Annotated in this window: 24 protein-coding genes; 10 read left to right on the top strand and 14 right to left on the bottom strand. The window is 33.3% G+C overall.

All coding sequences use genetic code 11. From position 1 onward, the window contains the following. Positions 1–41: 41 nt before the first annotated feature. Positions 42–1,385, bottom strand: a complete 1,344-nt coding sequence (gene gdhA, locus OJ995_RS02110; RefSeq protein WP_264367929.1) for an NADP-specific glutamate dehydrogenase — start codon at positions 1,383–1,385, stop codon at positions 42–44. 258 nt (positions 1,386–1,643) lie between these two features. On the opposite strand from gdhA, the gene OJ995_RS02105 reads away from it, so the two are divergent. Then, positions 1,644–2,426: a THC0290_0291 family protein gene (locus tag OJ995_RS02105; protein ID WP_264367928.1), complete on the top strand. Its 783-nt coding sequence runs from the start codon at positions 1,644–1,646 to the stop codon at positions 2,424–2,426. A gap of 65 nt (positions 2,427–2,491) precedes the next feature. Here OJ995_RS02105 and OJ995_RS02100 read toward each other — a convergent pair whose 3' ends face one another. Both OJ995_RS02100 and OJ995_RS02095 read right to left on the bottom strand, forming a co-directional pair. After that, a complete protein-coding gene (locus OJ995_RS02100; RefSeq protein ID WP_264367927.1) occupies positions 2,492–3,634 on the bottom strand; it encodes a cystathionine gamma-synthase in 1,143 nt (380 codons plus the stop codon). Positions 3,635–3,701: 67 nt separating this feature from the next. Continuing rightward, positions 3,702–4,157, bottom strand: coding sequence for a DinB family protein (locus tag OJ995_RS02095; protein ID WP_264367926.1), 456 nt, complete (start codon positions 4,155–4,157; stop codon positions 3,702–3,704). Between the two features lie 80 nt (positions 4,158–4,237). Between OJ995_RS02095 and OJ995_RS02090 the strand changes: the two genes are divergently transcribed. The 5 genes from OJ995_RS02090 (at position 4,238) to nadD (ending at position 8,080) form a co-directional block, all read left to right on the top strand. Further along, positions 4,238–4,594 carry an arsenate reductase family protein gene (locus OJ995_RS02090; RefSeq protein WP_264367925.1) on the top strand — a complete coding sequence of 119 codons (357 nt, stop codon included), beginning with the start codon at positions 4,238–4,240 and terminating at the stop codon, positions 4,592–4,594. Continuing rightward, a complete protein-coding gene (locus OJ995_RS02085) occupies positions 4,587–5,465 on the top strand; it encodes a DMT family transporter (RefSeq protein ID WP_264367924.1) in 879 nt (292 codons plus the stop codon). The genes OJ995_RS02090 and OJ995_RS02085 overlap by 8 nt, the downstream gene beginning before the upstream one ends. Before the next feature lie 91 nt (positions 5,466–5,556). Continuing rightward, complete coding sequence (locus tag OJ995_RS02080) at positions 5,557–6,417, top strand: YicC/YloC family endoribonuclease (RefSeq protein ID WP_264367923.1); 861 nt, start codon at positions 5,557–5,559, stop codon at positions 6,415–6,417. A gap of 411 nt (positions 6,418–6,828) precedes the next feature. After that, positions 6,829–7,401 carry a guanylate kinase gene (gmk, locus tag OJ995_RS02075; RefSeq protein ID WP_153199974.1) on the top strand — a complete coding sequence of 191 codons (573 nt, stop codon included), beginning with the start codon at positions 6,829–6,831 and terminating at the stop codon, positions 7,399–7,401. A 97-nt stretch (positions 7,402–7,498) separates the two neighbouring features. Further along, the gene (gene nadD, locus OJ995_RS02070; RefSeq protein WP_264367922.1) at positions 7,499–8,080 is read left to right on the top strand and encodes a nicotinate (nicotinamide) nucleotide adenylyltransferase; all 582 of its coding nucleotides are present in this window, start codon (positions 7,499–7,501) and stop codon (positions 8,078–8,080) included. On the opposite strand, the gene OJ995_RS02065 is transcribed toward nadD, so the two are convergent. Continuing rightward, entirely contained in the window at positions 8,081–9,100 is a 1,020-nt protein-coding gene (locus OJ995_RS02065) for a transglutaminase domain-containing protein (protein ID WP_264367921.1), read from the bottom strand. It abuts the gene before it with no gap. After that, a complete protein-coding gene (locus OJ995_RS02060; RefSeq protein WP_264367920.1) occupies positions 9,101–9,817 on the bottom strand; it encodes a carboxypeptidase-like regulatory domain-containing protein in 717 nt (238 codons plus the stop codon). 172 nt (positions 9,818–9,989) lie between these two features. Between OJ995_RS02060 and OJ995_RS02055 the strand changes: the two genes are divergently transcribed. The 3 genes from OJ995_RS02055 to OJ995_RS02045 all read left to right on the top strand — a co-directional run bounded on the left by OJ995_RS02055 (position 9,990) and on the right by OJ995_RS02045 (position 13,286). After that, on the top strand, positions 9,990–11,156 hold the full coding sequence (locus tag OJ995_RS02055; RefSeq protein WP_264367919.1) for an iron-containing alcohol dehydrogenase: 1,167 nt from the start codon (positions 9,990–9,992) through the stop codon (positions 11,154–11,156). Positions 11,157–11,285: 129 nt separating this feature from the next. Then, positions 11,286–12,281 carry an NAD(P)H-dependent glycerol-3-phosphate dehydrogenase gene (locus OJ995_RS02050; protein ID WP_133610258.1) on the top strand — a complete coding sequence of 332 codons (996 nt, stop codon included), beginning with the start codon at positions 11,286–11,288 and terminating at the stop codon, positions 12,279–12,281. 27 nt (positions 12,282–12,308) lie between these two features. Beyond that, entirely contained in the window at positions 12,309–13,286 is a 978-nt protein-coding gene (locus tag OJ995_RS02045) for a TerC/Alx family metal homeostasis membrane protein (RefSeq protein ID WP_264368017.1), read from the top strand. A gap of 63 nt (positions 13,287–13,349) precedes the next feature. Here OJ995_RS02045 and OJ995_RS02040 read toward each other — a convergent pair whose 3' ends face one another. The 5 genes from OJ995_RS02040 to OJ995_RS02020 all read right to left on the bottom strand — a co-directional run bounded on the left by OJ995_RS02040 (position 13,350) and on the right by OJ995_RS02020 (position 18,724). After that, on the bottom strand, positions 13,350–16,181 hold the full coding sequence (locus OJ995_RS02040; protein WP_264367918.1) for a GH92 family glycosyl hydrolase: 2,832 nt from the start codon (positions 16,179–16,181) through the stop codon (positions 13,350–13,352). A 95-nt stretch (positions 16,182–16,276) separates the two neighbouring features. Continuing rightward, positions 16,277–16,765 carry a tetratricopeptide repeat protein gene (locus OJ995_RS02035; protein WP_264367917.1) on the bottom strand — a complete coding sequence of 163 codons (489 nt, stop codon included), beginning with the start codon at positions 16,763–16,765 and terminating at the stop codon, positions 16,277–16,279. 9 nt (positions 16,766–16,774) lie between these two features. Beyond that, complete coding sequence (locus tag OJ995_RS02030; protein WP_264367916.1) at positions 16,775–17,182, bottom strand: hypothetical protein; 408 nt, start codon at positions 17,180–17,182, stop codon at positions 16,775–16,777. 32 nt (positions 17,183–17,214) lie between these two features. Then, on the bottom strand, positions 17,215–18,234 hold the full coding sequence (pheS, locus tag OJ995_RS02025) for a phenylalanine--tRNA ligase subunit alpha (RefSeq protein ID WP_133610264.1): 1,020 nt from the start codon (positions 18,232–18,234) through the stop codon (positions 17,215–17,217). A 133-nt stretch (positions 18,235–18,367) separates the two neighbouring features. Then, positions 18,368–18,724: a hypothetical protein gene (locus tag OJ995_RS02020; protein WP_264367915.1), complete on the bottom strand. Its 357-nt coding sequence runs from the start codon at positions 18,722–18,724 to the stop codon at positions 18,368–18,370. A 144-nt stretch (positions 18,725–18,868) separates the two neighbouring features. Here OJ995_RS02020 and OJ995_RS02015 point away from each other — a divergent pair, with 144 nt between their 5' ends. Next, entirely contained in the window at positions 18,869–19,399 is a 531-nt protein-coding gene (locus tag OJ995_RS02015) for a CvpA family protein (RefSeq protein WP_264367914.1), read from the top strand. Here OJ995_RS02015 and OJ995_RS02010 read toward each other — a convergent pair. From OJ995_RS02010 to OJ995_RS01995, 4 genes are read right to left on the bottom strand one after another with little or no spacing between them, the layout of a single operon-like run. Next, positions 19,389–20,156, bottom strand: coding sequence for a tetratricopeptide repeat protein (locus OJ995_RS02010; RefSeq protein ID WP_264367913.1), 768 nt, complete (start codon positions 20,154–20,156; stop codon positions 19,389–19,391). The genes OJ995_RS02015 and OJ995_RS02010 overlap by 11 nt on opposite strands. After that, complete coding sequence (locus OJ995_RS02005; RefSeq protein ID WP_264367912.1) at positions 20,156–21,931, bottom strand: BatD family protein; 1,776 nt, start codon at positions 21,929–21,931, stop codon at positions 20,156–20,158. The genes OJ995_RS02010 and OJ995_RS02005 overlap by 1 nt, the downstream gene beginning before the upstream one ends. Before the next feature lie 3 nt (positions 21,932–21,934). Continuing rightward, positions 21,935–22,693: a tetratricopeptide repeat protein gene (locus OJ995_RS02000; protein WP_264367911.1), complete on the bottom strand. Its 759-nt coding sequence runs from the start codon at positions 22,691–22,693 to the stop codon at positions 21,935–21,937. Further along, a complete protein-coding gene (locus OJ995_RS01995) occupies positions 22,686–23,729 on the bottom strand; it encodes a vWA domain-containing protein (protein WP_264367910.1) in 1,044 nt (347 codons plus the stop codon). Before OJ995_RS01995 ends, OJ995_RS02000 begins: the two co-directional genes overlap by 8 nt. Positions 23,730–23,740: the final 11 nt, after the last annotated feature.

Below are 23,740 nucleotides of genomic sequence, written 5' to 3'. Positions count from 1 at the left end.
TTAGTTTCCTAAAAGAGCTTTTTATATTTTGAAAATTGTTCTTAAACTACTCCTTGAGCTAACATAGCGTCAGCTACTTTAACGAAACCAGCAATATTGGCTCCTTTAACGTAATTTACATAACCATCTGCTTCAGTACCATATTTTTTACACTGACCGTGAATACCTGTCATGATGTCTTTTAAACGAGCATCTACTTCTTCACTTGTCCAGTTTAAACGAATAGAGTTTTGAGTCATTTCTAAACCAGATGCTGCTACACCTCCGGCATTAGCTGCTTTTCCTGGCGCAAATAATACTTTTGCATCTAAGAATTGTTTGATAGCATCTAAAGTACACGGCATGTTTGCTGCTTCTGTTACACACATAACACCATTAGCAATTAATTTTTTAGCGTCTTCTTCGTTCAATTCGTTTTGAGTTGCACATGGAATAGCTACATCCACTTTTGCTTCCCATGGACTTTTCCCTTTATGAAACACAGCACTTGGGAATTTTTCGGCGAAACTTTCTGCTCTATTGTTTCCACTAGCTCGCATTTCTAACATGTACTCTATTTTCTCTCCTGAAATTCCTTCAGCATCATAAATATATCCATCAGGTCCAGAAATAGTAACTAATTTTCCTCCTAATTCATTTACTTTTAACGCAACACCCCAAGCTACGTTACCGAAACCTGAAATAGCTACTGTTTTTCCTGATATATTTTGTCCAATAGTACTTAACATTTGTTGTGTAAAGTAAACAACTCCATAACCTGTTGCTTCAGGACGAATTAAAGAACCTCCATAAGCTAAACCTTTTCCGGTTAAAACTCCTGTAAATTCGTTTCTAATTCTTTTATATTGACCAAACATGTATCCAATTTCTCTTGCTCCAACACCAATATCTCCAGCTGGAACGTCTAAGTCTGGACCAATATGACGGCATAATTCTGTCATAAATGATTGGCAAAAACGCATTACTTCAGCATCAGATTTTCCTTGTGGATCAAAATCAGAACCTCCTTTACCACCTCCCATTGGAAGTGTAGTTAAACTATTTTTAAATACTTGTTCAAAAGCTAAAAACTTAAGTACAGATAAATTTACAGTTGGATGAAAACGAAGACCACCTTTATAAGGTCCAATTGCAGAATTCATTTGAATACGGAATCCTCTATTCACTTGAATTTCCCCTTTGTCGTCCACCCATGGCACTCTAAAGATTACTGAACGCTCTGGTTCAGCCATTCTTAAAAGTACATTTTTTCCATCATACTTTTTTTCGTTTGCAATAAAAGGCATTACTGTTTCAGCAAATTCTCTAACAGCTTGTAAAAATTCTGGTTCGTTTGGATTTTTGGCTTCTATAAGAGCCATAAAATCATTAATTTTTTGTTCCATTATACTATAAAACTTGTAGATAAACTAATTCGTTAAATATGTGTTTTTTTTCTTAAATTATGGATTTCGCAAAATTTAAGTCGACAAATATACATTTTAAAAATTACTTGGTATATTTTTAATAAAAATTTATAATGTGAGATGTGTCTTTTTTAATGAAGACTACCGATATTTTTTTTTATGCAAGAAAAACATTCTTTTTTTTTTGAAGTGAAGTTAGTTTTTATATATTTGTCCGATAATGGAAAAATTTTAGCGATGACTAAAAAAATTAAATACCTACTGATATTGCTTATAGGAGCAAATTTTTCGATGAATGCGCAATTTGGCTTCTCTCACGAAGTTGGAGCTTTTATTGGAGGAGTTGCTTTTCAATCTGATTTTGGTGTAAGACATGATTTTGAAACTAACGCAGGAAATACTGGAATTGGTGTTGGTTTAGTACACTACATGAACTTTGCTTATCGTGCGGAATGTAATTGTTACACTCCTGAAACTTATTTTAATGATCACTTCAAAGTTCGTTCTGAGTTATCTTACAACAGTACTAAATTAGAGCATTTTGGTAAATGGGCTGAAAAAGAAAGTCTTGCTGGTGCACAACTTAGAGCAATGAAAGGTGAAGCTAAAGTTACAGATGTTGGTATGCAATTAGAATACTTTCCGTTAAGTATTCGTGAATTTACCGCTACTGATGGAGCTTGGGCGCCATTTTTGGGTCTTGGTGCACATTACTCATTCTTTGACAACAACACGTATTCAACTTTACCAGGTGGATTAGATAATCCAAATAATGTTTATCCTAGATATTTACCAGATGGTTTTTCTTCGGAAGGAGGAAGTACTTGGTCTGTAGTATCTTCTGTGGGTACGCGTTACAAGTTAACTGAACTTTCGGATTTATTCTTTGAATTAAGATGGCAATACTACTTTTCTGACTGGGTAGATGGTTTAAATAAAAACCCAGACCTTTGGAAAGAAAACAAAGCTAACGATTGGAACTTATGGTTTCACTTTGGATACATTTATTATTTAGATTAATAAATTAATACAATAAAAAAAACCCGATTCTCACGAATCGGGTTTTTTGTTTTTAGTTGTTTCTACTATTTAAAAGCTTGTTCTAAATCTGCTAATAAATCTTCGATATCTTCAATTCCAACACTCAAACGAACTAAATCATCAGAAATACCCACTTCTTTTCTTTTATCTTCTGGAATAGATGCGTGTGTCATTAAAGCTGGGTGATTCGCTAACGATTCAACTCCTCCTAATGATTCTGCCAAAGTAAATACTTTTAAATTTTCTAAGAATTTAATCGCATCTTCTTTTTTACCTGACTTGAAAGTAAATGTTACCATTCCTCCAAAACCACTCATTTGCTTTTTAGCAATTTCATGAAATGGATGCGAAGCTAATCCCGGATAATATACTCTTTCTACTAAAGGATGATTGTCTAAATATGCTGCAACTTTTTCACCATTTTCACAATGACGTTGTACACGTAAGTGCAATGTTTTGATTCCTCTTAATACTAAGAAAGAATCCATTGGTCCTAAAGTTGCTCCCGTTGCGAATTGTTTGAAATGTAATTCTTCGCCCAATGTTTTGTCTTTAATGATTAACGCACCAGCAATAACATCTGAATGACCTCCTAAATATTTAGTTGCCGAATGCATTACAATATCAGCACCTAAATCAAGTGGTTTTTGTAAATATGGCGTTGCAAAAGTATTGTCTACAGCAAATAAGATATTGTGCTTTTTAGTAATCTGAGCAATCGCAGCTATATCCGCTAATTTCATTAATGGATTAGTCGGTGTTTCTACCCAAACCAATTTTGTGTTTTCATTAATTAACGATTGGAATTTCTCCAAATCATTCATATCTACAAAATGAAATTTGATACCGCTATCTTTGTATAATCTTGTGAACAATCGGTATGTTCCACCATATAAATCGTCCATTGCGATGATTTCGTCACCTGCTTTGAACATGCGTAACAAACAATCTGTTGCTGCTAATCCAGAAGAGAAAGCCAAACCTCTAGCACCGTTTTCGATACTTGCCAATGATTCTTCTAATGCGGTTCTTGTTGGATTTGCTGCTCTACTATATTCGTAATCGCCCACTGGTTTTCCAGGACTTGATTGAACGTAAGTCGAAGTTTGAAACACAGGAGGCATTACCGCTCCAGTTACTTTTTCATGATGTTGTCCACCATGTATCGTTTTCGTATTGAATTTCATTTTAAAAAATTTTTACAAAGGTAAATAAAAGTTGTTTGATGCTGCTTTTTGAATCGTTAACAATTCGCTAAATATATTTCTTAATCGACATCATAATTCCCAAATGAATGCCTTCATGATAATTATTAAATTCCATCGCTTCCTTTAATGTTCCCAAATGAAATCCCGTTTTGGTTTGATAGGGATGAAATTCTTTGAAAACGCCTGCTTCAAAATCAGATTTGGTTTTTTCAACCATTTCGGATAGTAATTGTTTGATTTCATCAACTTCTGCTTGAGTAGTTTTTCCATCTGGACGTGAACCGTTTTGGTATTTCTCAAAAAGGGAGTCTGGAATATGCATTGGTAAACCCGATAACGCATACACCAATTTCTGTTGGGAAACGATAACGTGACCTATGTTCCAAATCAAATTATTGCTCATTCCTTGTGGAATTGTATTCAATTGCTCTAAGGAATAGCTGTCTAAAAAATTTTGATATAATCCTCGGCTGGTTTGCCAAATTCTAAAAGTTGCTTCCATTACTTAATTTTTTATAAAATTACTGATTTTTAGAATTCAAAAGGCTGTATTTTTGTGCCAGAAAATGAAAAACTAATAAAATGAACAAAATATACTATTTGGCTTCGTGTGATACGTGCCGAAAAATCATCAAATCGTTGCCGAACTCTAATAAATTAACGTTTATTGATATTCGCCAAAATCCAATTTCGGAAAGTGATTTGGAAGAAATGTATCAACTTTCAGGAAGTTACGAAGCTCTTTTTAGCAAAAAAGCACAATTATATAAATCGTTAGGTTTAAAAGATAAAAATCTAACTGAAGCCGATTACAAAAAATATCTTTTAGAACATTACACGTTTTTGAGTCGTCCTGTTGTTCTTTTTAATAATGAGATTTTTATCGGGAACACACAACCCAATGTCCTTAAATTAACGAAAGCCCTTCAAAGTGTCTAAAAGAAGTTGGGCGTTATTTGCCGCTACATTAGTTTCCATCATTTACGGTGTAACCTTTACTATTGCGAAAGATGTTATGCCTAAATACGTTGACGCTTTCGGATTTATCGTTATGCGTGTTGGTGGTTCAGTATTATTATTTTGGTTGATTTCATTTTTTGGACCAAAAGAAAAAATCGCCAAAGAAGATTTTCCTCGAATTGTTGCTGCTGCGTTCTTCGGAGTAGCCTTCAATATGCTGACTTTTTTCAAAGGATTGAGTTATACTTCGCCCATTATGGGAGCCGTTTTAATGGTAACCACGCCCATGATTGTCCTCGTTTTATCCGCATTCATCATGAAAGAACGCATGGAAAACAGAAAAGTATTAGGAATCATTTTAGGATTAGCTGGGACAATAACTTTAATTCTTTACGGAAAATCTTTGATCAATGCGACCAATGCAAGTTTAGGAAATTTATTGGTTTTTGTAAACGCGGTTTCCTACGGATTTTACCTTATTATCGTGAAGAAATTAATGGATAAATACAACGCCTTCACCTTCGTAAAATGGATTTACACTTTTGGTTTTCTGATGGTATTACCTTTTGGTTGGGGCGAATTTCAAGCTATTGATTTCGCTAACTTACCAACGGATATCATCTGGAAAATTGGTTTCGTAGTCGTGTTTTCAACCTTCTTAACGTATTTGCTAAATTTAGTTTCCATGCGCGAACTAAAACCAACAACAGTAGCAGTTTTCATTTATTTACAACCACTTTTTGCCACTATTTTCGCCGTAAGTTTAGGAAAAGACGATTTGAGTTTAGTAAAATTGATTTCAGCGGTGTTGATATTTGTCGGAGTTTATCTTGTTACCCAGAAAAAGTAGGCAGTCTCAGTTGACAGTCTCAGTATAGGACTGAAAACTGAGACTGTGACTGAAAACTTTTTCATATCTTTGAAGACATTTTTATAACAATATGATACAATCCATGACGGGTTTTGGGAAAGCTTCTTTGCAATTACCAACCAAAAAAATTACAGTAGAAATCAAATCGCTAAACAGTAAAGGTTTAGACTTAAATACTCGAATGCCATCGGTTTTTCGTGAAATGGAATTGGGTTTACGCAATCAAATTTCGCAACGTTTGGAGCGTGGAAAAGTAGATTTTTCGCTTTATGTGGAAGTAACTGGCGAAGAAACGACTTCAAAAATCAATGTACCAATTATAAAAGGGTATATCAACCAAATGAAAGCCGTTATTCCAACAGCAGATGAAACGGAATTAATGAAAATGGCGGTTCGTATGCCCGATGCATTAAAAACCGAGCGCGACGAAATTGATGAAAACGAATGGAAACAAATCCAAACCGTGATTGATGAAGCCTTGGAAAACATCGCTAATTTTAGAAAAGATGAAGGTGCTTCTTTGGAAAAAGAATTCCAATTGCGCATTTCAAACATCAATAATTTAATGAACGAAGCGGTTTCTTATGATGCTGAACGCGTTGAAACTGTAAAGACTCGTTTACGTACTGCTTTAGATGAATTAAAAGTAAATGTTGATGAAAATCGTTTTGAACAAGAATTGATTTTTTATCTTGAAAAATACGATATTACCGAAGAAAAAGTGCGTTTGGGCAACCATTTGAACTATTTCTTAGAAACATTAAATGGAACGGAAGCTAACGGAAGAAAATTAGGTTTCATCACACAAGAAATGGGAAGAGAAATCAATACCATGGGTTCTAAATCCAATCATACCGAAATGCAAAAATTGGTGGTGATGATGAAAGATGAATTGGAGAAAATTAAGGAGCAAGTTTTGAATGTATTGTAATCGGATAAGATGGGAATTATTCTATTGTTTTATTTTATTATCATTTTTGTAATTATAGGATTATCCATTTTACAGATTTTTAAATTGAGAAAAGAAATCAATTTTAATAAAACAATATTTTACAGCATTTTAGTATCAATACTTTTTTTACTCATTACCGATTTAAAATATGCAAATTCAAAGGAAGTATATGCTTTCGAACCTTTTTTTCTGATTCCATTTATGACAATAGTTATTCCTTTTGTTTTGGGAGCTATTCTAAATGTTTTAAAAAAAGAAAAATTAAAAATTATTTCTAATTCATTAATAATTAGTATTTTAATTTCAATTATAGTAATGATAATTTTTAATGAATATTTAGATGTAATCGAAAGGTTTAACTTGAAAATTTATTATTAAACACGCAACACAATGAACAACGGAAAATTATTAGTATTCTCTGCGCCATCGGGTTCAGGAAAAACCACTATAGTACGACATTTATTAGCCCAACCCGATTTGAATTTAGAATTTTCAATTTCATGTACAACACGCGAACCACGTGGCGAAGAAGTACACGGGAAGGATTATTATTTCATCTCTTGGGACGAATTCAAAAAGCATATTAAAGCAGAAGATTTCGTGGAATGGGAAGAAGTATATACCGATAATTTCTACGGAACTTTAAAAGCCGAAGTAGAACGAATCTGGGCTTTAGGAAAACACGTAATTTTTGATATTGACGTAGCAGGCGGATTGCGTATTAAAAGCAAATTTCCAAACGAAACATTAGCGGTTTTTGTAAAACCACCAAGTGTCGACGAATTAAAACGTCGCCTAAAACAACGTTCTACAGAAAGTGAAGACAAAATTAACATGCGTATTGCAAAAGCATCAGTAGAATTAGCAACCGCACCACAATTTGACACTATCATCAAAAATTATGATTTAGATGTAGCTAAAGAAGATGCATACAAATTGGTAAAGGATTTTATTAGTAAATAAAAAGTAGAGCACAAAGTCTCACTAAGTTTTGCACCATGTAGCACAAAAAACTTCGTGAATCTCTGTGTAAAACTTCGTGAAACTCTGTGTAACAAAAATGAAAATCGGATTGTATTTCGGAACATTCAACCCAATTCACATTGGGCATTTAATTATTGCCAATCACATGGCAGAGCATTCCGATTTGGATCAAATTTGGATGGTGGTTACACCACACAATCCGCACAAGCAGAAAAGTTCGTTGTTAGATGATTACCATCGTTTGCACATGGTGCATTTGGCAACGGAAAACTTTCCAAAAATCCAACCTTCGGATATCGAATTCAAATTACCGCAGCCGAATTATACCGTAAATACCTTAGCGCATTTACAAGAAAAATTTCCAAAACACGAATTTTCTTTAATCATGGGCGAAGACAATTTGAACTCGCTTTACAAATGGAAAAACTACGAAGTTATTTTGCAAAACCACAATATTTATGTCTATCCGCGACTAAATTCAGGTGAAATTGATGAGCAATTTGTTAATCATCCTAAAATTCATCGTGTAGGCGCGCCTGTAATAGAATTATCCTCAACCTTCATTCGCGAAAGCATTAAAAAAGGTAAAAATGTAGTGCCGATGTTGCCTAATAAAGTTTGGGAATATGTGGAGCATAATATGTTTTATAAGAAGTAATTATCTCTTTTTCTTATTTACACTTATTACGTAAGTACACAGATAATCTTCATTAATTTTTATATGTAGATCAAAATTACCTTTTTGATAAAAATTATATTTTATTTCAACAATGTCATCTTTCAAACTAATTAATATTGGAACTTCAGTTTTTTTATAATTTCCTGACACTATCTCAATTCTAATCGCATCTAAATCAATTGTTTTATCTTTTTTTAATTGAAAAATTATCTCATCCCCTTTTTGTACTTCCAAGTTCATATTTAATGGAAAGACAGGAATTAGATTGTTTTTAAATGATTCCCCATAAATTAAGGGTAACTCTGAAAAGTCATAAAAATTTAATTTCTCTTCATTAAGTTGCCATTTAGAATCAAAAGGGAAATGATTTTTTATAAAATCTTTTGGATTGGTTAAAAAATAACCATCATTATAATTCAAATTAAATGTATTTCTATTTAAATCAAAAGACCCGCTAGACCATGTTGCATCACATAAATACCACTTTGAATTCAATTCTACCGCATTCCATGAATGATTTTGATCATTAGATTTTTTAAAATCAGTTTCTGCTGTCCGACCATAACCATTAATTATTTCACACTTTATATTTGCTAAATTAGTTAGTTCTTTTAGTAAATAGGCGTAACCTGTGCAAACCGTTTTCTTTTGTTTTATTAATCTTTTAAAAGTCTCTTTACTAATCTCCTTATTCCATTCTAAAAGTTTAAAGCTATCATTTTTAAATTTGTCTCGTTTTCTACTGTTCTTTTCAAATAAGTAGTAATCATTTTCCACATTAGTACAGACCCAAATATATATAGCTCTAAATTTTTCAACATCACTTGATAATGATTTTGTTAAGTTATAAGATAATTTGGGTAAGTCATTTAGATTTTCACCTTTAAGTTCATAAGCTATCTTATCGGCTTTATTGAAGCTTATGTTTTTAAAATCATCGATTTGCGAGAATGAAGAACAACTTAATAAGACAAAAAAAAGAAATTTTAATTTAATCATTTAAAAAATATCTTTAATTCTCTGAAAAAATGTTTTTTTAGATTTATAAACTTTTTTCACATCGACTTCTCCCACCATAATTAATTCTCCAGAATACGAATCCATAGCAATATCTATTTTCATTAAATCTGAAATTGTAAATTCTTTAGTTTTGAATCCAATATAACTTACTATTATTACATCTCCTACATTTAATTTCTTATTAAAAATAAAATTCCCATCGAAATCTGTACTTGTAGATAAATTAGTGTTTTTTACAGTTACACTTGCGCCTGCTATTGGGCCTAATTCGTCAAAAACAAACCCTTTAGTTATTTCTTGCTCAGCTATATTTTGTTTAGAATTTTTTGCCTCAATATTCTTTATTTCATGATTAATTGTTTCTTTTTCAGTAGTTTGACTAAACCCTTCATTAAATGTAAATAATGACAAAAATGAAACCCCAAGTAAACTTTTATAAAATACTTTTTTACTTTTATGGTTACTATCTAAATAACTTTCGCAGTAATTTTTAAGTTGTTTTTCTAAAAAAACACCACAAGTTTTTTGTTGATTTTTACTAAAAAAATCAACAATTTCATTATCTGTGAAATTTCTAAAGTCAAGAACTTCCTTTCTGCAAGAATTACAATAACCACCTTTGTCAGTTCTTTCAAAATTTTCAAATTTTTGACTACAGGGTCTATTTATTGAGATATTCACTTTGTCTTTAATCATTTGAAATAAAAAATTAATTTATAACCAATATCAGATCAACCAAAAATACTAAATAATTATCATTAATTTTTATAATTTATTTTGCCTAAGTTAACATTCCTTTACCATTCGTTCCCAATCCCATTGCGTAACTTTGTCGAGATGCTGAACTAAATTCAGCAAGACAATTATTATGTTAAACTTCGAATTATACAATCCTGTAAATTATGTCTTTGGAAAAGGACAAATTGCTAAACTAACTGATTTAGTTCCTTCAAATACTAAGATTCTGCTTGCTTATGGTGGCGGAAGTATCTTTAAAAATGGTGTTTATGACCAAGTAAAAGCCGCTTTACCCAACCATGATATTGTAGAATTTGGTGGTATTGAACCGAACCCTCGTTTTGAAACCTTGATGAAAGCAGTTGAAATTATTCGTGCTGAAAAAATTGGTTTCATCTTAGCTGTTGGTGGCGGAAGCGTGATTGATGGCGTGAAATTTATTTCGGCAGCCGTTAATTTTGAAGGTGACGAAGCCGATATTTTAAAAAAACGTATTTTATTTAAAGATGTTTCTAAAGTAATCCCTTTTGGAACAGTTTTAACCTTGCCAGCAACAGGTTCAGAAATGAATTCAGGAGCAGTAGTTACAATTGAAGCTACTCAAGAAAAACTTACTTTGGGCGGAAGTGCTTTATTTCCAGTATTCTCAATTGTAGATCCAACAGTCATTACTTCGTTACCAAAAAGACAGTTACAAAACGGAGTTGTGGATGCGTTCACACACGTAATGGAACAATATCTAACGTATACACACGATGCTTTACTACAAGACCGAATTTCAGAAAGTATTTTACAAACATTAATTGAAATTGGTCCTGATGTAGTGGAAAATCCTAGCGATTATAAATTGGCTTCTAACTTTGTTTGGAGTGCCACCATGGCATTGATCGGCTTGATTCAAAAAGGTGTTCCTTCGGATTGGGCAACACACATGATTGGTCATGAATTAACCGCTTTATACGAAATTGACCATGCGAGAACGCTGGCTATCATTGGTCCAAATTTATACCGCGTGATGTTCGACACGAAAAAAGACAAATTAGCACAATACGGTCAACGCGTTTGGAACATTCAAGGCAATTCAACTGAAGAAATTGCAGAAAAAGCGATTGAAAAAACGGTTGATTTCTTCCACAAAATGGGCATGAAAACCAAAATTTCAGAAAACGCAGAAAATATCGAAAAAACAGCCGATTTTATCGTAAAACGTTTCGAAGAAAGAGGTTGGAAAGCTATGGGTGAAAAGCAAAACATCACTTTAGAAAAAGTGAGAGCTATTGTAGAAATGAGTTATTAAAAAATACCTATTCATCATAATAAAGGCGCGGAGTTTTTCTTCGTGCCTTTGTATTAAAAGAGTTTCGCAAACGTTTTTTGTAAATCCTTTTTAAATGACTATTTTTGATGTTCTAAATTAAATCGTAAAATGGAAAAAAAGCCAAAATTTGCAGTCATTGGAGGGGGAAGTTGGGCTACTGCAATTGCGAAAATGCTTTGTGAAAATCAAGACGAAATTGCTTGGTACATGCGAAGTACTTATGCTATTGAGCATTTAAAACATCAAAAACACAATCCAAATTATTTGAGTTCGGTTGCGTTTGACACCAATAAATTAAAACTTACAAATGACATCAACGAAGCTGTTGCTTATGCTGATTATGTGATTTTTGTAGTTCCTTCTGCTTTTTTGAGCAAAGAATTAGAAAGTTTAACCGAAAGTTTGGAAGGAAAAGTTATTTTCTCTGCGATTAAAGGAATTGTTCCAGAATCGAGCTTAATTGTTGGCGAACATTTTCATACCAAATACGATATTCCATTTGATAATATTGGGGTAATTACGGGTCCGTGTCATGCGGAAGAAGTGGCTATGGAACGTTTATCTTATCTTACAATTGCTTGTAGCGATAGAAAAAAAGCCAAATATGTGGCTAAAAATCTGAGCTCACACTACATCAAAGCAAAAACTACGGATGATATTATTGGAACAGAATATGCAGCCGTTTTAAAAAACATTTATGCTATTGCTGCCGGAATTGCGCATGGTTTAGGCTATGGCGATAATTTTCAAGCAGTTTTGATGAGTAATGGTATTCGTGAAATGAAGAAATTCATTCGAAAAGTACACAAAATGAAACGAAACATTAATAATTCGGCTTATTTGGGCGATTTATTGGTTACTGGATATTCGGTATTTTCTCGAAATAGAATGTTTGGAAACATGATTGGAAAAGGCTACACCGTAAAATCAGCACAAATGGAAATGAGCATGGTGGCCGAAGGATATTACGCTGTAAAAAGTGCCTACAAATTAAACAAAGAATACGGAGCTGATACTCCGATTATCGACGCCGTTTACGAAATTTTATACGAAAACAAAGACGCTAAAGCCGTTTTTAAAGAACTAACAGATAAATTAAACTAATACATGCTATCATTAAAAACAGGTTCAATCGATCATTTAATTGATCATCCTGGTATTATTACGGCTTTTACAATTACCATCATTGCGATGTTGGTTTTAGATTTAGGAGTTTTAAACAAAAAAGGTCACGTAGTTTCCAATAGAGAAGCGGCTATTTGGTCGGTAATTTGGATATCTTTAGCCATGGGATTCAGTGGTATTATTTATCACTACATGGGTGCCGAAAAATTCATGCAATTCCAAGGCGCGTATTGGATTGAAAAAGCGCTTTCAGTTGATAATTTATTCGTGTTTATCTTGGTATTTGGTTACTTCAATGTTGCAAAAGAAGCCCAACACAAAGTATTATTTTGGGGTGTAATTGGCGCTTTAGTTTTTAGAGCAATCTTTATTTTTACTGGAGTTTGGTTGCTAAATTATACGTATTTACCCGAAATGGAGCTTTTTGGTCAAGTGGTGAAAATCAACTACCTTTTAACTATCTTCGGATTAATTTTAATTGTTGCTGGAATCAAATCGGGCTTTAGTGATGAAGAAGATGAAGGTAGTAAAGATTTTAGTAAAAGTGCCGGTTCTAAATTTGTACATAAGTTTTTTAAAGTAAGTCCAAATTTTGATGGTGATAAATTTTTCACTGTTCAAAACGGAATCAGAATGGCAACCCCTTTATTTGTGGTGGTTACTATTGTTGAATTTACCGATTTATTATTTGCTGTAGACAGTATTCCAGCTATTTTTGCTATTGCACCAGACGATCCATTTATTTTGTATACGTCTAATATTTTTGCAATTTTAGGATTACGTTCGTTATATTTCCTTTTGGCGAATTTTATGTACATGTTTAGTAAATTGAAATACGGATTAGCATTTATCTTAGCCTTTATTGGTGTAAAAATGATTGTAGCGCCGTTTTATCACATCGAAACTTCTTATTCTTTAATGGTGGTAGGAAGTGTTTTAATCTTGTCTGTAATCGCTTCTTTGTTGTTTCCTGATAAGGATTAATTTCAAAACATATATCAAATAAAAAAGGTTGTCTATTAAGACAACCTTTTTTATGCTTAAGCTTTACTTTATCGTAATCTCATCAACAAAAATAAACGCATCACCACCAGCGCCTTGATGCCATTCTGGTAATTTACCGAAGTTTTTTGCGATGACTTTTACGTAACGTGCTTTTTTACCTTTGGTTTCGTTTGATGTGAAATTTAGAATCGTATTTTCTTCTAATTTTGGATCTAACGTATTGTTTACCGAACCGAAATACGTAAAATTCACATTATCATCTGAAATGTAATAATCGACTTTTGTTGGCATTAAAATCCAAGAACGTTGGTCTTGTAAAAAACGTGCTGAAATTTCATTAATATTTTTCACTTCTTTTAAATCCACCACCGCTTCAAAATCTTGACTTTGGTAGCCTTGCCAATCGCCTTTTCTCCAGTTTTCGGTTCCTAAAATACCATCTAACAACCCTTCTGGACCACCCGCATGATATTGCGGATTGTATTTTGACTTAATTTCAATTGTGTAATTGTTTGGTTTTTTGAAGAAGGTTGCGGAAATTCTTTGACTTGTATAGTTTGGTTTAGGCTCAACTAACCTTTTTGGCATAGTTTGAGCAAAAATTATCTGTGAACTATTAATTTCAATTGGATATTCATACTTTTTAAATGGAAGAATTCTATTGCCATTTAAATCTTCAGAATAGAAATACATATCTATGTTGTCTTTATTGTATAATGAAATAGTTAATTTATCCTTAAAAGCCTTGCTTTCCGCTTGAATTACAGGAACTGGGATTATTTCTTCAATAGCATAAGCTGAATTCCAATCAATTTCTTCAGAAGATTCAATTTCTTTCTCTTGTTGAATCGCTTTTTGTTTATTGATTTTTCTTTGCTCTTCAGTAATTACAGCCTTCTCACCACTTTCAAGGTTTACAAATATTTTATCAAAATATAAATCGTTTTCATAATGATGAATAATACTTCCAGGACAAACTGGATATTCACTCATAACACTCAACACATACCAAGCGCTCATTTGACCGCAATCTTCGTTTCCAATTAAACCATCTGGCGTATTAGTATAAAAATTGTCTAAAATATATTTAACTTTTGCATTCGTTTTTTCTGGTTTTCCCACATAATTGTACAAATATGCCATGTGATGACTTGGTTCGTTTCCGTGAGCATATTGACCAATTAAACCCGTAACATCGACTTGTTCTCTACCGGTAGTTTTGCTTTCGCTGTTGAACATTTCGTCTAATTTGGCTTCAAATTTTTCGGGTCCGCCATAAGCTTGAATCATTCCCTCAATATCTTGTGGTACGAAAAACGAATATTGCCATGAATTTCCTTCGGTAAAATTATTATTGACTTCTCTTGGATCGAAAGGTTTGTCCCAACCTCCATTTTTCTTTGGACGCATGAAACCCGTTTCCCAATCAAAAATGTTTTTCCAATTTTGAGAACGTTTCATGAAATACTCGTAATCCTTTGGTTTATTTAAAATTTGCGCCATTTGAGCAATACACCAATCGTCATAAGCATATTCTAAGGTTTTAGAAACGCTTTCGTGTTCGTCGTCAATAGAAATGAAGCCGTTTTTCTTGTACGCATCCAAACCTAAAACATCACGCATCGCTGAGGCTTTACTGGCTTCAAAGGCTTTTTCGTAATCAAAACCTTTTATCCCTTTTACCATTGCATCTGCAATAACCGAAACAGAATGATAGCCAATCATACAATCGGTTTCATTGGAAGCTAATTCCCAAACCGGTAATCTGCCCCCTTGTTCGTATTGTTTGATGAAAGTATTAATGTAATCGGCAGTTCGTTTTTTATCAATCAAAGTATACAACGGATGCGCGCCTCTAAACGTGTCCCAAAGCGAAAATACCGTGTAATAATCAAACCCTTCGGCAATATGAATTTTATTGTCTCTACCACGGTATGTTCCATCTAAATCTTGTGCGATATTCGGTTGCATCATGGTGTGATACAATGCTGTGTAGAAAATCGCTAATTTATCTTTATCATCAGAAGTAACTTCAATTTTTGATAATTCTTTGTTCCAAAGTGCGATGGCTGCTTTGTGCGCTTTATTGAAATCCCAATGTTTGATTTCGGAACTGTTTAATTTGGCTCCTTCATAACTGGTTGGCGAAAGCGATACTTTTACGAGGATTTTTTCGCCTTTTTTGACTTTTTTTGAGAAACTAGCTTTTGTAATATTTCCTAAATATTCTGAACTAGCAATAGCTTTAATCATTTCTAAAGGCACATTAAATTCTATTCGAGCATACACATATTGATCTCGTGCCCATGCCTCACTTCTTCTTAAAATCTCAATAGTTTTATTATCGATAACACGAATTTTTCCATCTAATAATTTATCTCTATGATGTAAATCGATAATAATATTCGCATTTCCAGCTTTATTAAACGTATATTCATGAAAACCAACACGAGTTGAAGTCGTTAAACGCACATCGATATTGTGTTTGTCTAATTTCACGGAATAAAATCCAGCGGAAGCTTTTTCATTATCATGTGAAAAAGTAGAAGAATACACTTTATTATCAAACGAAGGTTCTCCCATTGTCGGCATCAACATGATATCTCCATAATCTGAAACACCTGTTCCATTCAAATGCGTGTGGGAAAATCCGTAAATCAAATTGTCGGAATAATGATAACCGCCACAGCCATCCCAACTGCCATCGATTCTTGTATCTGGAGACAATTGCACCATTCCGTATGGCACCGTTGCGCCTGGAAAAGTGTGTCCGTGACCGCCTGTTCCTATAAATGGGTTGACGTGTTTGGCGAAATCTTGTGCTTGGGAAATAGTAGTAGTTAAAAAGGCTAAAGCAATAAGAAATGGTTTCATGTTGTGTTGTTGAAAAAATTTCTTAAAGGTAAAAATATTTTCTTTTTTAACGAATGATAACTCAGATTTACACAACTTTTAAAAATAAATTATTTTTATTGGTTTCCTTTTTCAGCAGAATTAATCATTTTTATAGCTGCCTTGGCTATTGAATTATTTGGAAATTCAGTAAGCAATCTTTCGTAATATTCTTTAGCCTTTTTTCCGTCACCAATTTGACCGTAAGCAAAGGCTATATTGTTTAAAGCCATTTCTCTATAACTTATTTTTGACGAACTTAACAATAATAAATAGCGATATTTGTCCAAATATTCATTTTGCTTGAAAAAATTATAGCTTTCCTGAAATGAATTAATTCCTTCTAAAAATTGATTTTTTTTAAATAAGGACAATCCTTTTCTATGACTTTTAGGTATAAAACTTCTCAAAATATAGCTAATTGACAAATAAGTTATGGCTCCAAATAAAACGGCATTTTTAGGAGAAATTTGATGAAATACAAGCAATAATAATCCCATAAATAAAAATTGTGGAATTACCGATATCCAAGCTGTTTGTCTAATTGTTGGTATTTCAGAAGCCATATTTAAAATCTAATTCGCAAAAACACCTCTTTTGTTGATGATTGGTAAATCGGCAGTGGCTTTTTCGTTGATGGTGTTTACTCGAAATACAAAGGTTTTATCATATAATTGACCGTTTGAAAAATACGACAGCATGAATTCGTTATTCAATTGTAAGACATTGTTTTCTAACAATTCTACTTTAACAGCGGTTCTTGGTTCTACTTTTGCAAACGCATGACGGAATGTTCCTGTTTTGCGTTCTTCGCCATTGATTAAACCATAAGCGCGTGAAACTACCATAGCCATTTCCAGCAAATCATCGGTATCGTTTATCAAGTAAGCATACCAAGAATTCTCCATGAAATCGTCGTTCCATTCTTGGAAAGCTACAATGTGAACGCCTTCTACTTTTGGGATGATAATGTCTTTTTTCATAGTAAGTGAGATTGCTTCGTTCCTCGCAATGACTAAATTGATGATTTGAATTGCTCTAAGAAACGTACGTCGTTTTCATAAAACATACGGATATCGCCAATTTGATACAACAACATCGCAATACGTTCTACTCCCATTCCGAAAGCAAAACCTGTGTGTTCGTCTGGATTGATACCACAGTTTTTCAAAACGTTTGGATCTACCATTCCGCAACCACCAATTTCTAACCAACCGGTTCCTTTGGTAATTCTATAATCGGTTTCAGTTTTTAATCCCCAATAAATATCAATTTCAGCACTTGGTTCTGTAAATGGGAAATACGAAGGACGTAAACGAATTTTTGATTTTCCGAACATTTCTTTCGTGAAATACAACAACGTCTGTTTTAAATCGGCAAACGAAACGTCTTTGTCAATATACAATCCTTCCACTTGATGGAAAATACAGTGTGAACGCGAAGAAACTGCCTCGTTACGGAAAACTCTTCCTGGAGAAATCGTACGAATTGGCGGCTTGTTGTTTTCCATATAACGCACTTGTACTGATGAAGTGTGTGTACGCAATAAAACATCAGGATTGGTTTGAATGAAAAACGTATCCTGCATATCTCTTGCTGGGTGATATTCTGGTAAGTTTAATGCGGTAAAATTGTGCCAATCGTCTTCGATTTCTGGACCTTCGGACACGTTGAAACCAATGGTTGAAAAAATATCAATCATTTGATTTTTTACAATAGAAATTGGGTGACGAGAACCAATGTTCATCGCTTCTCCTGGACGCGTAGTGTCGCCGTAAATTCCTTTTGCTTCTTCTTTATTTTCTAAAGCGTCTTGAATGGTTTTTACCTTTTCTTCTGCCGAAGTTTTCAATTCGTTGATTACTTGTCCAAATTCTTTCTTTTGTTCGTTTGGAACATTTTTGAATTCGGCAAAAAAGTCTTTCAACAAGCCTTTACTTCCTAAATATTTAATTCGGAAGGCTTCTAATTGTTCTTTATTATCGGTTTGAAAAGATTTTACTTCTTCAATATGGGCTTTAATCGTTTCTGTCATCGCTCGTTGTATAAAGGTGCAAATTTAGTTATTTTTAGTGATTAGTAAATAAAAAAGTGAATAGTAACTAGTAATTAGTGATTAGCAAAAAATACAAAAGAAGAAAAGCTAATTACTAATCACTCTTCACTAATTACTCTATCAATTCTTTCTCTAAAAAGTAACTCACAATCGCTTCTTTCATTAGCACGGCTTGTTCACCTGCTTTTAATGGTGGTAATTCTTCTTTTACTTTGTAATGCGGCCAACCTTCGTTATCAAAATACTCAAATTCGTAGTAGCCGTAAGGTTCTAACAAACGACAAATGGCAATGTGCATTAGGTTTACTTTTTCATCTTTTTTGAAAGTAGCATGAATTTTTCCCAATTCTTGCACGCCAATTAGGTAGATAATTCCTTCTAAATCAAGGTCTTCTCCGCCTGAAAATTTATCTGATAATATGTTGACAACGCTTTCCCAACGCTGTTTTAATTGTTCGTCTCTTGACATGTTTTTGAGGTTAAGGGTTAAGGATTAAGGGTTAAGGTTTCACCTAATTACCATTTACCTAACACTAAATTTCTGCAAAGATAACAACAGAAAGCTACTTTCAACAATTCTTTTATCTTTGTTCTTTATTCTATTTTCTTTAATATGAGTTTTATTGATATTGTTTTTGCGGTTTTATTAGGTTTTGCGGTTTATAAAGGATTGAAAAACGGACTTTTTGTGGAAGTCGCCTCTCTATTAGCCTTGGTTGCTGGAATTTATTTAGCGATTAAGTTTTCGAGTTTAGTAGGTGCGATTTTTACTGGAATTGTCCCAAGTTGGAATCCGAAATATATTGAAATAACCGCTTTTATCATTACATTTTTGTTGGTGGTGATTGCAATTCATTTAAGCGCAAAAATTTTAACCAAATTAGCTGATTTTGCTTTTTTAGGTTGGATTAACAAATTGGCTGGTGTAATTTTTAGCTTGTTGAAAACGATTTTAGCGTTGAGTGTTGTGCTTTTTATTTTTGAGAAAATCAACATCAATAATATGCTACTTTCAAAAGAAACGCAAGACAATTCGATTTTTTATAACCCGATTCAGAATATTTCAAAAGCGATTTATCCTACGATTGAAGGTTGGTATGAGGAGTTAAAGAAAGGTGTTTCCGAAGAAAAAACTAATTCTTAGCTTTCACTTCCTTAATCGCTTCTTTGTCAATCCACGCTTTGGTTTTGTCGGTTAGTTCTACTTGTTTCCAATTGCCTAACTCTTCTAAAACGAAAACTTTTGTGCCTTCGTGAAGCGTTACTACATCTTCAGAACTATTTTTGGGTTCAGCTTTTAAAGTCGTTGATTCTGCAAAAACAATGGCTGGATTGTAATTTGCATCAAATTTCTTCTGTAAAAATGCTGAGAATACGGTTATGCCAATTCCGACTAAAAACAATAGAAATAAACTGAAAAACGTTCGTTTTAGAAACACGGTATTTCCAAAATAATACCCTAAAAAAGAAAGTAAACTCAAGAAAGCGATAAAAACGGCAATCCAAGCCCAAGTATCGTAATGAAGTTTGGACGTGAATTCTTTTACCACCTTCTTAAAACCTACTTCTGGAAGGATTTTAATGTCGTCTATTGCCGTTTTTTGAGCAAATGATAGATTGGTTTGAATAGCTTCGTCATATGGGTTTAAAAGCAATGCTTTTTCGTAATTGTAAATGGATGGCGCTACTTTGCCTAATTTGTAATAGCAATTGGCAATATTAAAATACAAATCGGCCGATTCGTTGCCTTGGTTTACAATGCTTTCAAAAGATTTCAACGCTTGTTCGTAATCACCTTTGTTATATAAATCGTTTGCTTTTTTGAAGGTAGCATCGATTGATTCGCTTGCATTAGCAAATGAAACCAAAAACAAAAGGAAAAGTATAATCTTGTTTTTCATTATTTCAATTGTTTTTCAAGTTCTGAAATTCGTTCAACAGCTCGTTCAAAATCATTTGTCATGGCAATATCTGTTGCTGGTGCATATCTTGCAAATTCGCAATCGTTCATTAATTCCATGAATTGAGAAATACTTTGTTCAGAAGCGTTTCTTTGTTGTAACAATTCGATGATATTGTCTTTGCTCATCTCCACAGTTTCAATGTGTAATTTCGCTTTTAAGAAATTGTGTAAGGCTTTCTCCATTGCCATATAAAACGGAACTTTGTCGCCCATTTGTTTTTTAGCTTCGGACAAATATTTCTTCACTAATCGGTTATTATTTCTAACTCGGTTTCCTACAACATCGGCATCTTTTGCTTCTTTTTGTTTTCTAGCAATCATCACAATCGGAATCAATAATAATGGTGCAAATAACAAACTATAAAACAATCCTGAACCTAAGAAATCTTTTCTAGAAGCAGAAATAAACTCGGTTTTCAACTTATTGAATTGGAATACTTCTTTTTTCTGAATGGCTTGTTTATTAGTGCTTGGTGTATTGGCTACAAATGTTCCGTCACCTTCCGCTACATCAATGGTAATTTCTTTTGAAGTGATAGTTTTATATGATTTACTTGCCAAATCGTAGTACGAAAACTCCATTGGTTTAATCGTATATTTTCCTTTAAATTGAGGAATAATGGTGTATTTGTCCGAAATTTTTCCGGTCATACCTGTAACTGGAGTTTGTACATTTTCGGTATGAGCTGGTTCGAACATTTCTAAAGCGCTTGGAACCACAGGTTTTGGTAATGTAAATAATTTTAAGTTTCCTTTTCCTGAAACACTAACTTCTAAATCTAAAGATTCGCCCGCTTTTAAAGCAGTTTTAGATGGTTTTACTACAAAATCAAATTTTCCAACCGCACCTGTAAATCCAGCTGGTTTTCCATTTTCGGGAAGTGGTTTTACATTGATGGTTTGCATTCCTGTAGAAAGCGATTTTTGAATTACACGCATTTCGTATTCGCCAAACCAATCGCGACGGCCTGTTGGCACCTCAGCATCTAAATCAATTTTGAATGGTTCTATAGTTTTTGCTCCAGCTTCTAATGGATATAAAATTACTTTGCGAAGCACCACCATACTGTAATCTTTTCCGTTGTACTTTCCTCGTTCTGCAGTTAATTGCTTCATGTCGATATACTGGCTCCAGAAATCATTGTATTTTGGTGCTTTGAAATTTCTAAAATTACCAACGGTTGATCGAGGTTCGAAATATAGTTTATAAATTACAGTAACAGGTTCGTTTACATATGGATTTTTAGTTGACATTTCAGCTACCAAATGAATTCCTTCTCCAAAATTCGCATTGTTCTGCTGACCTGGATAGCTTGGCATTTGAATAGGATCAGTTATAGTGATTTTTATAGGGGCCGATTTATAAACAGTTTCGTTGTATTCTATAGAAGCAGCACCAATGGTAAATGTTCCTTTTTTTGTAGGTGTTAAATAGTAAATTACTTGTGTAGAAATTTCTCTTTTTTGAGTAACCTTACCATTAATTATTGTAATTGACGTTTGGTTTCCTTTATTGATGAAAGGACCTTCGGCTTTAAATCCGGGAAACTTTGGCGGCACAAAATTATCGCCTTCGTTATTAATAGAAAACACCAATTGAATTCGCTCATTTAAACCATAAGAACTTCTTTCTGTTTGCGCTTCAAATTTTACTTGAGCGGAAACAGATGTATAAATTATTGAAATTAATAAAGCTAATATTATCTTTTTCATGAATTACCAATCTTTTTCATTTGAAACCGGACGCGCTTTTACTTTCTTCGCATTCACTTTGTCCTGCACTTTCTTCTCTGCATTATTAACCGCATCTAAAATATTATCAATGCGTTGTTTGTCGGCGCCACTTGGCTTTGGATTTTCGTTTTTATCTTCTTTTTTATCTCCGTCACCTTTTCCTTGTTGGTTATTGTCTTGTTTATCATTGTTATTCTGATTGTCTTTATCAGAATCTTTTTTGTCGTTTCCTTTATCTTTTGGTTGCGGTTTATTGTCTTGACCTCCTCCGCCTTTGTTATTTTTTTTATCTTTTGGTGGGGGTGGAGGTGGATTTTCTTTTTTCTTTCTTTTTGCTAATGCATAATTATAGCGCGTTTCTTCATCATTTGGATTATTGCGTAACGCATTTTTATAGGCTTCGGCTGCAGCTTCATAATTTTTTTCCAACATGAAAGTGTTTCCTAAATTATGATAAATTCGATGCTTTTCAGTTTTGGTTTTAGCTGTTTCTAAAGCTTGAATGTATTTAATTTTCGCTTCTCCTTGTTGGTTCTGACGGTACACGCTATTTCCTAAATTGTATCCAGCAACTGCTTTTTTTGGCCCTTTTTTAGATTGCGTAACTCGGTACTCGGCTTCTGCATCAGTATATTTTTTTTCTGTGAAAGACTGATTTCCGTTGTATAGATTTTTATCTTTCTCTTGACTGAAAAGCGTGATGCAATTCAATAATAGTAATATGTAAATTATCTTACGCATGTTTCTTTTCATTAAATAAGTTCAACTTTTGCACCCATGCTGTTTTTTTCTCCAAAAGGAAAATATCTACTAATAATAACAAAAACCCTAACGCTAAAAACCATTGATATTGCGATTCAAAATCGGCAATTTGTTGTGATTCAAATTCAGATTTTTCTATTTTATCTAATGATTTTTTAAGTTCTTCAACCACTTCTTTTGTTGATGTACCAACAATATATTTTGACTTGGTTTTATCGGCAATATTTTTTAAAACTTCAGGATATAATTTTGTTGTAACCGTTTGTCCTTCTTGGTCTTTTTTATAAGAAGCGATGTTTCCTTTATCATCTCGTAATGGAATTGGACCTCCTTTTTCAGTTCCCACTCCAATAGTCAAAATGCGAACGCCTTTTTCTTTTGCCATTTCTATAGCATCTTCTGCGCCTTCACCATGGTCCTCACCATCAGAAATCAGGATAATTAGCTTGCTAGTATCTTTCACATCAAAATAATCAACTGCTAATTGAATGGCATCGTTAAAAGCTGTTCCTTGAGAAGAAACCATGTTGGTATTCATGCTTTGCAAGTACATTTTAGCAATGCTATAATCGGTCGTCATCGGTAAAACTGGATAAGCGCTTCCGGCATAACCTACAATTCCTACACGGTCATTTCCTAATTGGTTGATGATTTGCGAAACGATTTGCTTGGTTTTTTCTAATCGGTTTGGTGCTACGTCTTCGGCTAACATACTTTTTGAAATATCGACCGCAAACACAATATCAATTCCTTGACGTTTTACGGTTTCCATTTTGGTTCCCATTTTTGGGTTTACCAAAGCAATTATAATGCAAGCCAATGCCAACAACAAAACACCTAATTTTAAAATTGGTTTGAATTTGGATTGTTCTGGAACTAATTGGTTGAATAATTCCAAATCGGCAAAAACAGCTTGTCTTTTTCTTTTCCAAAACAAATTGAATAGAAAAAGTGCCACTATTATGGGTAATAGCGCTAACAAATAAAAATATATTGGACTTTCTAATTCAAACATTTTTTCTTTTT

This window comes from Flavobacterium lacisediminis (assembly GCF_025909975.1).
In the GTDB taxonomy this organism is placed as follows: Bacteria; Bacteroidota; Bacteroidia; order Flavobacteriales; family Flavobacteriaceae; genus Flavobacterium; species Flavobacterium lacisediminis.
This window is presented reverse-complemented; position numbering and strand designations above follow the sequence as displayed.

Coding starts and splice junctions, on each gene's coding strand:
- nadD (WP_264367922.1), top strand. CDS start 7,499: ATGAAAATCGGATTGTATTTCGGAACATTCAACCCAATTCACATTGGG.
- OJ995_RS02000 (WP_264367911.1), bottom strand. CDS start 22,693: ATGCGTAAGATAATTTACATATTACTATTATTGAATTGCATCACGCTT.
- OJ995_RS02100 (WP_264367927.1), bottom strand. CDS start 3,634: ATGAAATTCAATACGAAAACGATACATGGTGGACAACATCATGAAAAA.
- OJ995_RS02095 (WP_264367926.1), bottom strand. CDS start 4,157: ATGGAAGCAACTTTTAGAATTTGGCAAACCAGCCGAGGATTATATCAA.
- gmk (WP_153199974.1), top strand. CDS start 6,829: ATGAACAACGGAAAATTATTAGTATTCTCTGCGCCATCGGGTTCAGGA.
- OJ995_RS02060 (WP_264367920.1), bottom strand. CDS start 9,817: ATGATTAAAGACAAAGTGAATATCTCAATAAATAGACCCTGTAGTCAA.
- gdhA (WP_264367929.1), bottom strand. CDS start 1,385: ATGGAACAAAAAATTAATGATTTTATGGCTCTTATAGAAGCCAAAAAT.
- OJ995_RS02005 (WP_264367912.1), bottom strand. CDS start 21,931: ATGAAAAAGATAATATTAGCTTTATTAATTTCAATAATTTATACATCT.
- OJ995_RS02010 (WP_264367913.1), bottom strand. CDS start 20,156: ATGAAAAACAAGATTATACTTTTCCTTTTGTTTTTGGTTTCATTTGCT.
- OJ995_RS01995 (WP_264367910.1), bottom strand. CDS start 23,729: ATGTTTGAATTAGAAAGTCCAATATATTTTTATTTGTTAGCGCTATTA.
- OJ995_RS02055 (WP_264367919.1), top strand. CDS start 9,990: ATGTTAAACTTCGAATTATACAATCCTGTAAATTATGTCTTTGGAAAA.
- OJ995_RS02015 (WP_264367914.1), top strand. CDS start 18,869: ATGAGTTTTATTGATATTGTTTTTGCGGTTTTATTAGGTTTTGCGGTT.
- OJ995_RS02065 (WP_264367921.1), bottom strand. CDS start 9,100: ATGATTAAATTAAAATTTCTTTTTTTTGTCTTATTAAGTTGTTCTTCA.
- OJ995_RS02040 (WP_264367918.1), bottom strand. CDS start 16,181: ATGAAACCATTTCTTATTGCTTTAGCCTTTTTAACTACTACTATTTCC.
- OJ995_RS02090 (WP_264367925.1), top strand. CDS start 4,238: ATGAACAAAATATACTATTTGGCTTCGTGTGATACGTGCCGAAAAATC.
- OJ995_RS02105 (WP_264367928.1), top strand. CDS start 1,644: ATGACTAAAAAAATTAAATACCTACTGATATTGCTTATAGGAGCAAAT.
- OJ995_RS02030 (WP_264367916.1), bottom strand. CDS start 17,182: ATGAAAAAAGACATTATCATCCCAAAAGTAGAAGGCGTTCACATTGTA.
- OJ995_RS02020 (WP_264367915.1), bottom strand. CDS start 18,724: ATGTCAAGAGACGAACAATTAAAACAGCGTTGGGAAAGCGTTGTCAAC.
- pheS (WP_133610264.1), bottom strand. CDS start 18,234: ATGACAGAAACGATTAAAGCCCATATTGAAGAAGTAAAATCTTTTCAA.
- OJ995_RS02035 (WP_264367917.1), bottom strand. CDS start 16,765: ATGGCTTCTGAAATACCAACAATTAGACAAACAGCTTGGATATCGGTA.
- OJ995_RS02050 (WP_133610258.1), top strand. CDS start 11,286: ATGGAAAAAAAGCCAAAATTTGCAGTCATTGGAGGGGGAAGTTGGGCT.
- OJ995_RS02080 (WP_264367923.1), top strand. CDS start 5,557: ATGATACAATCCATGACGGGTTTTGGGAAAGCTTCTTTGCAATTACCA.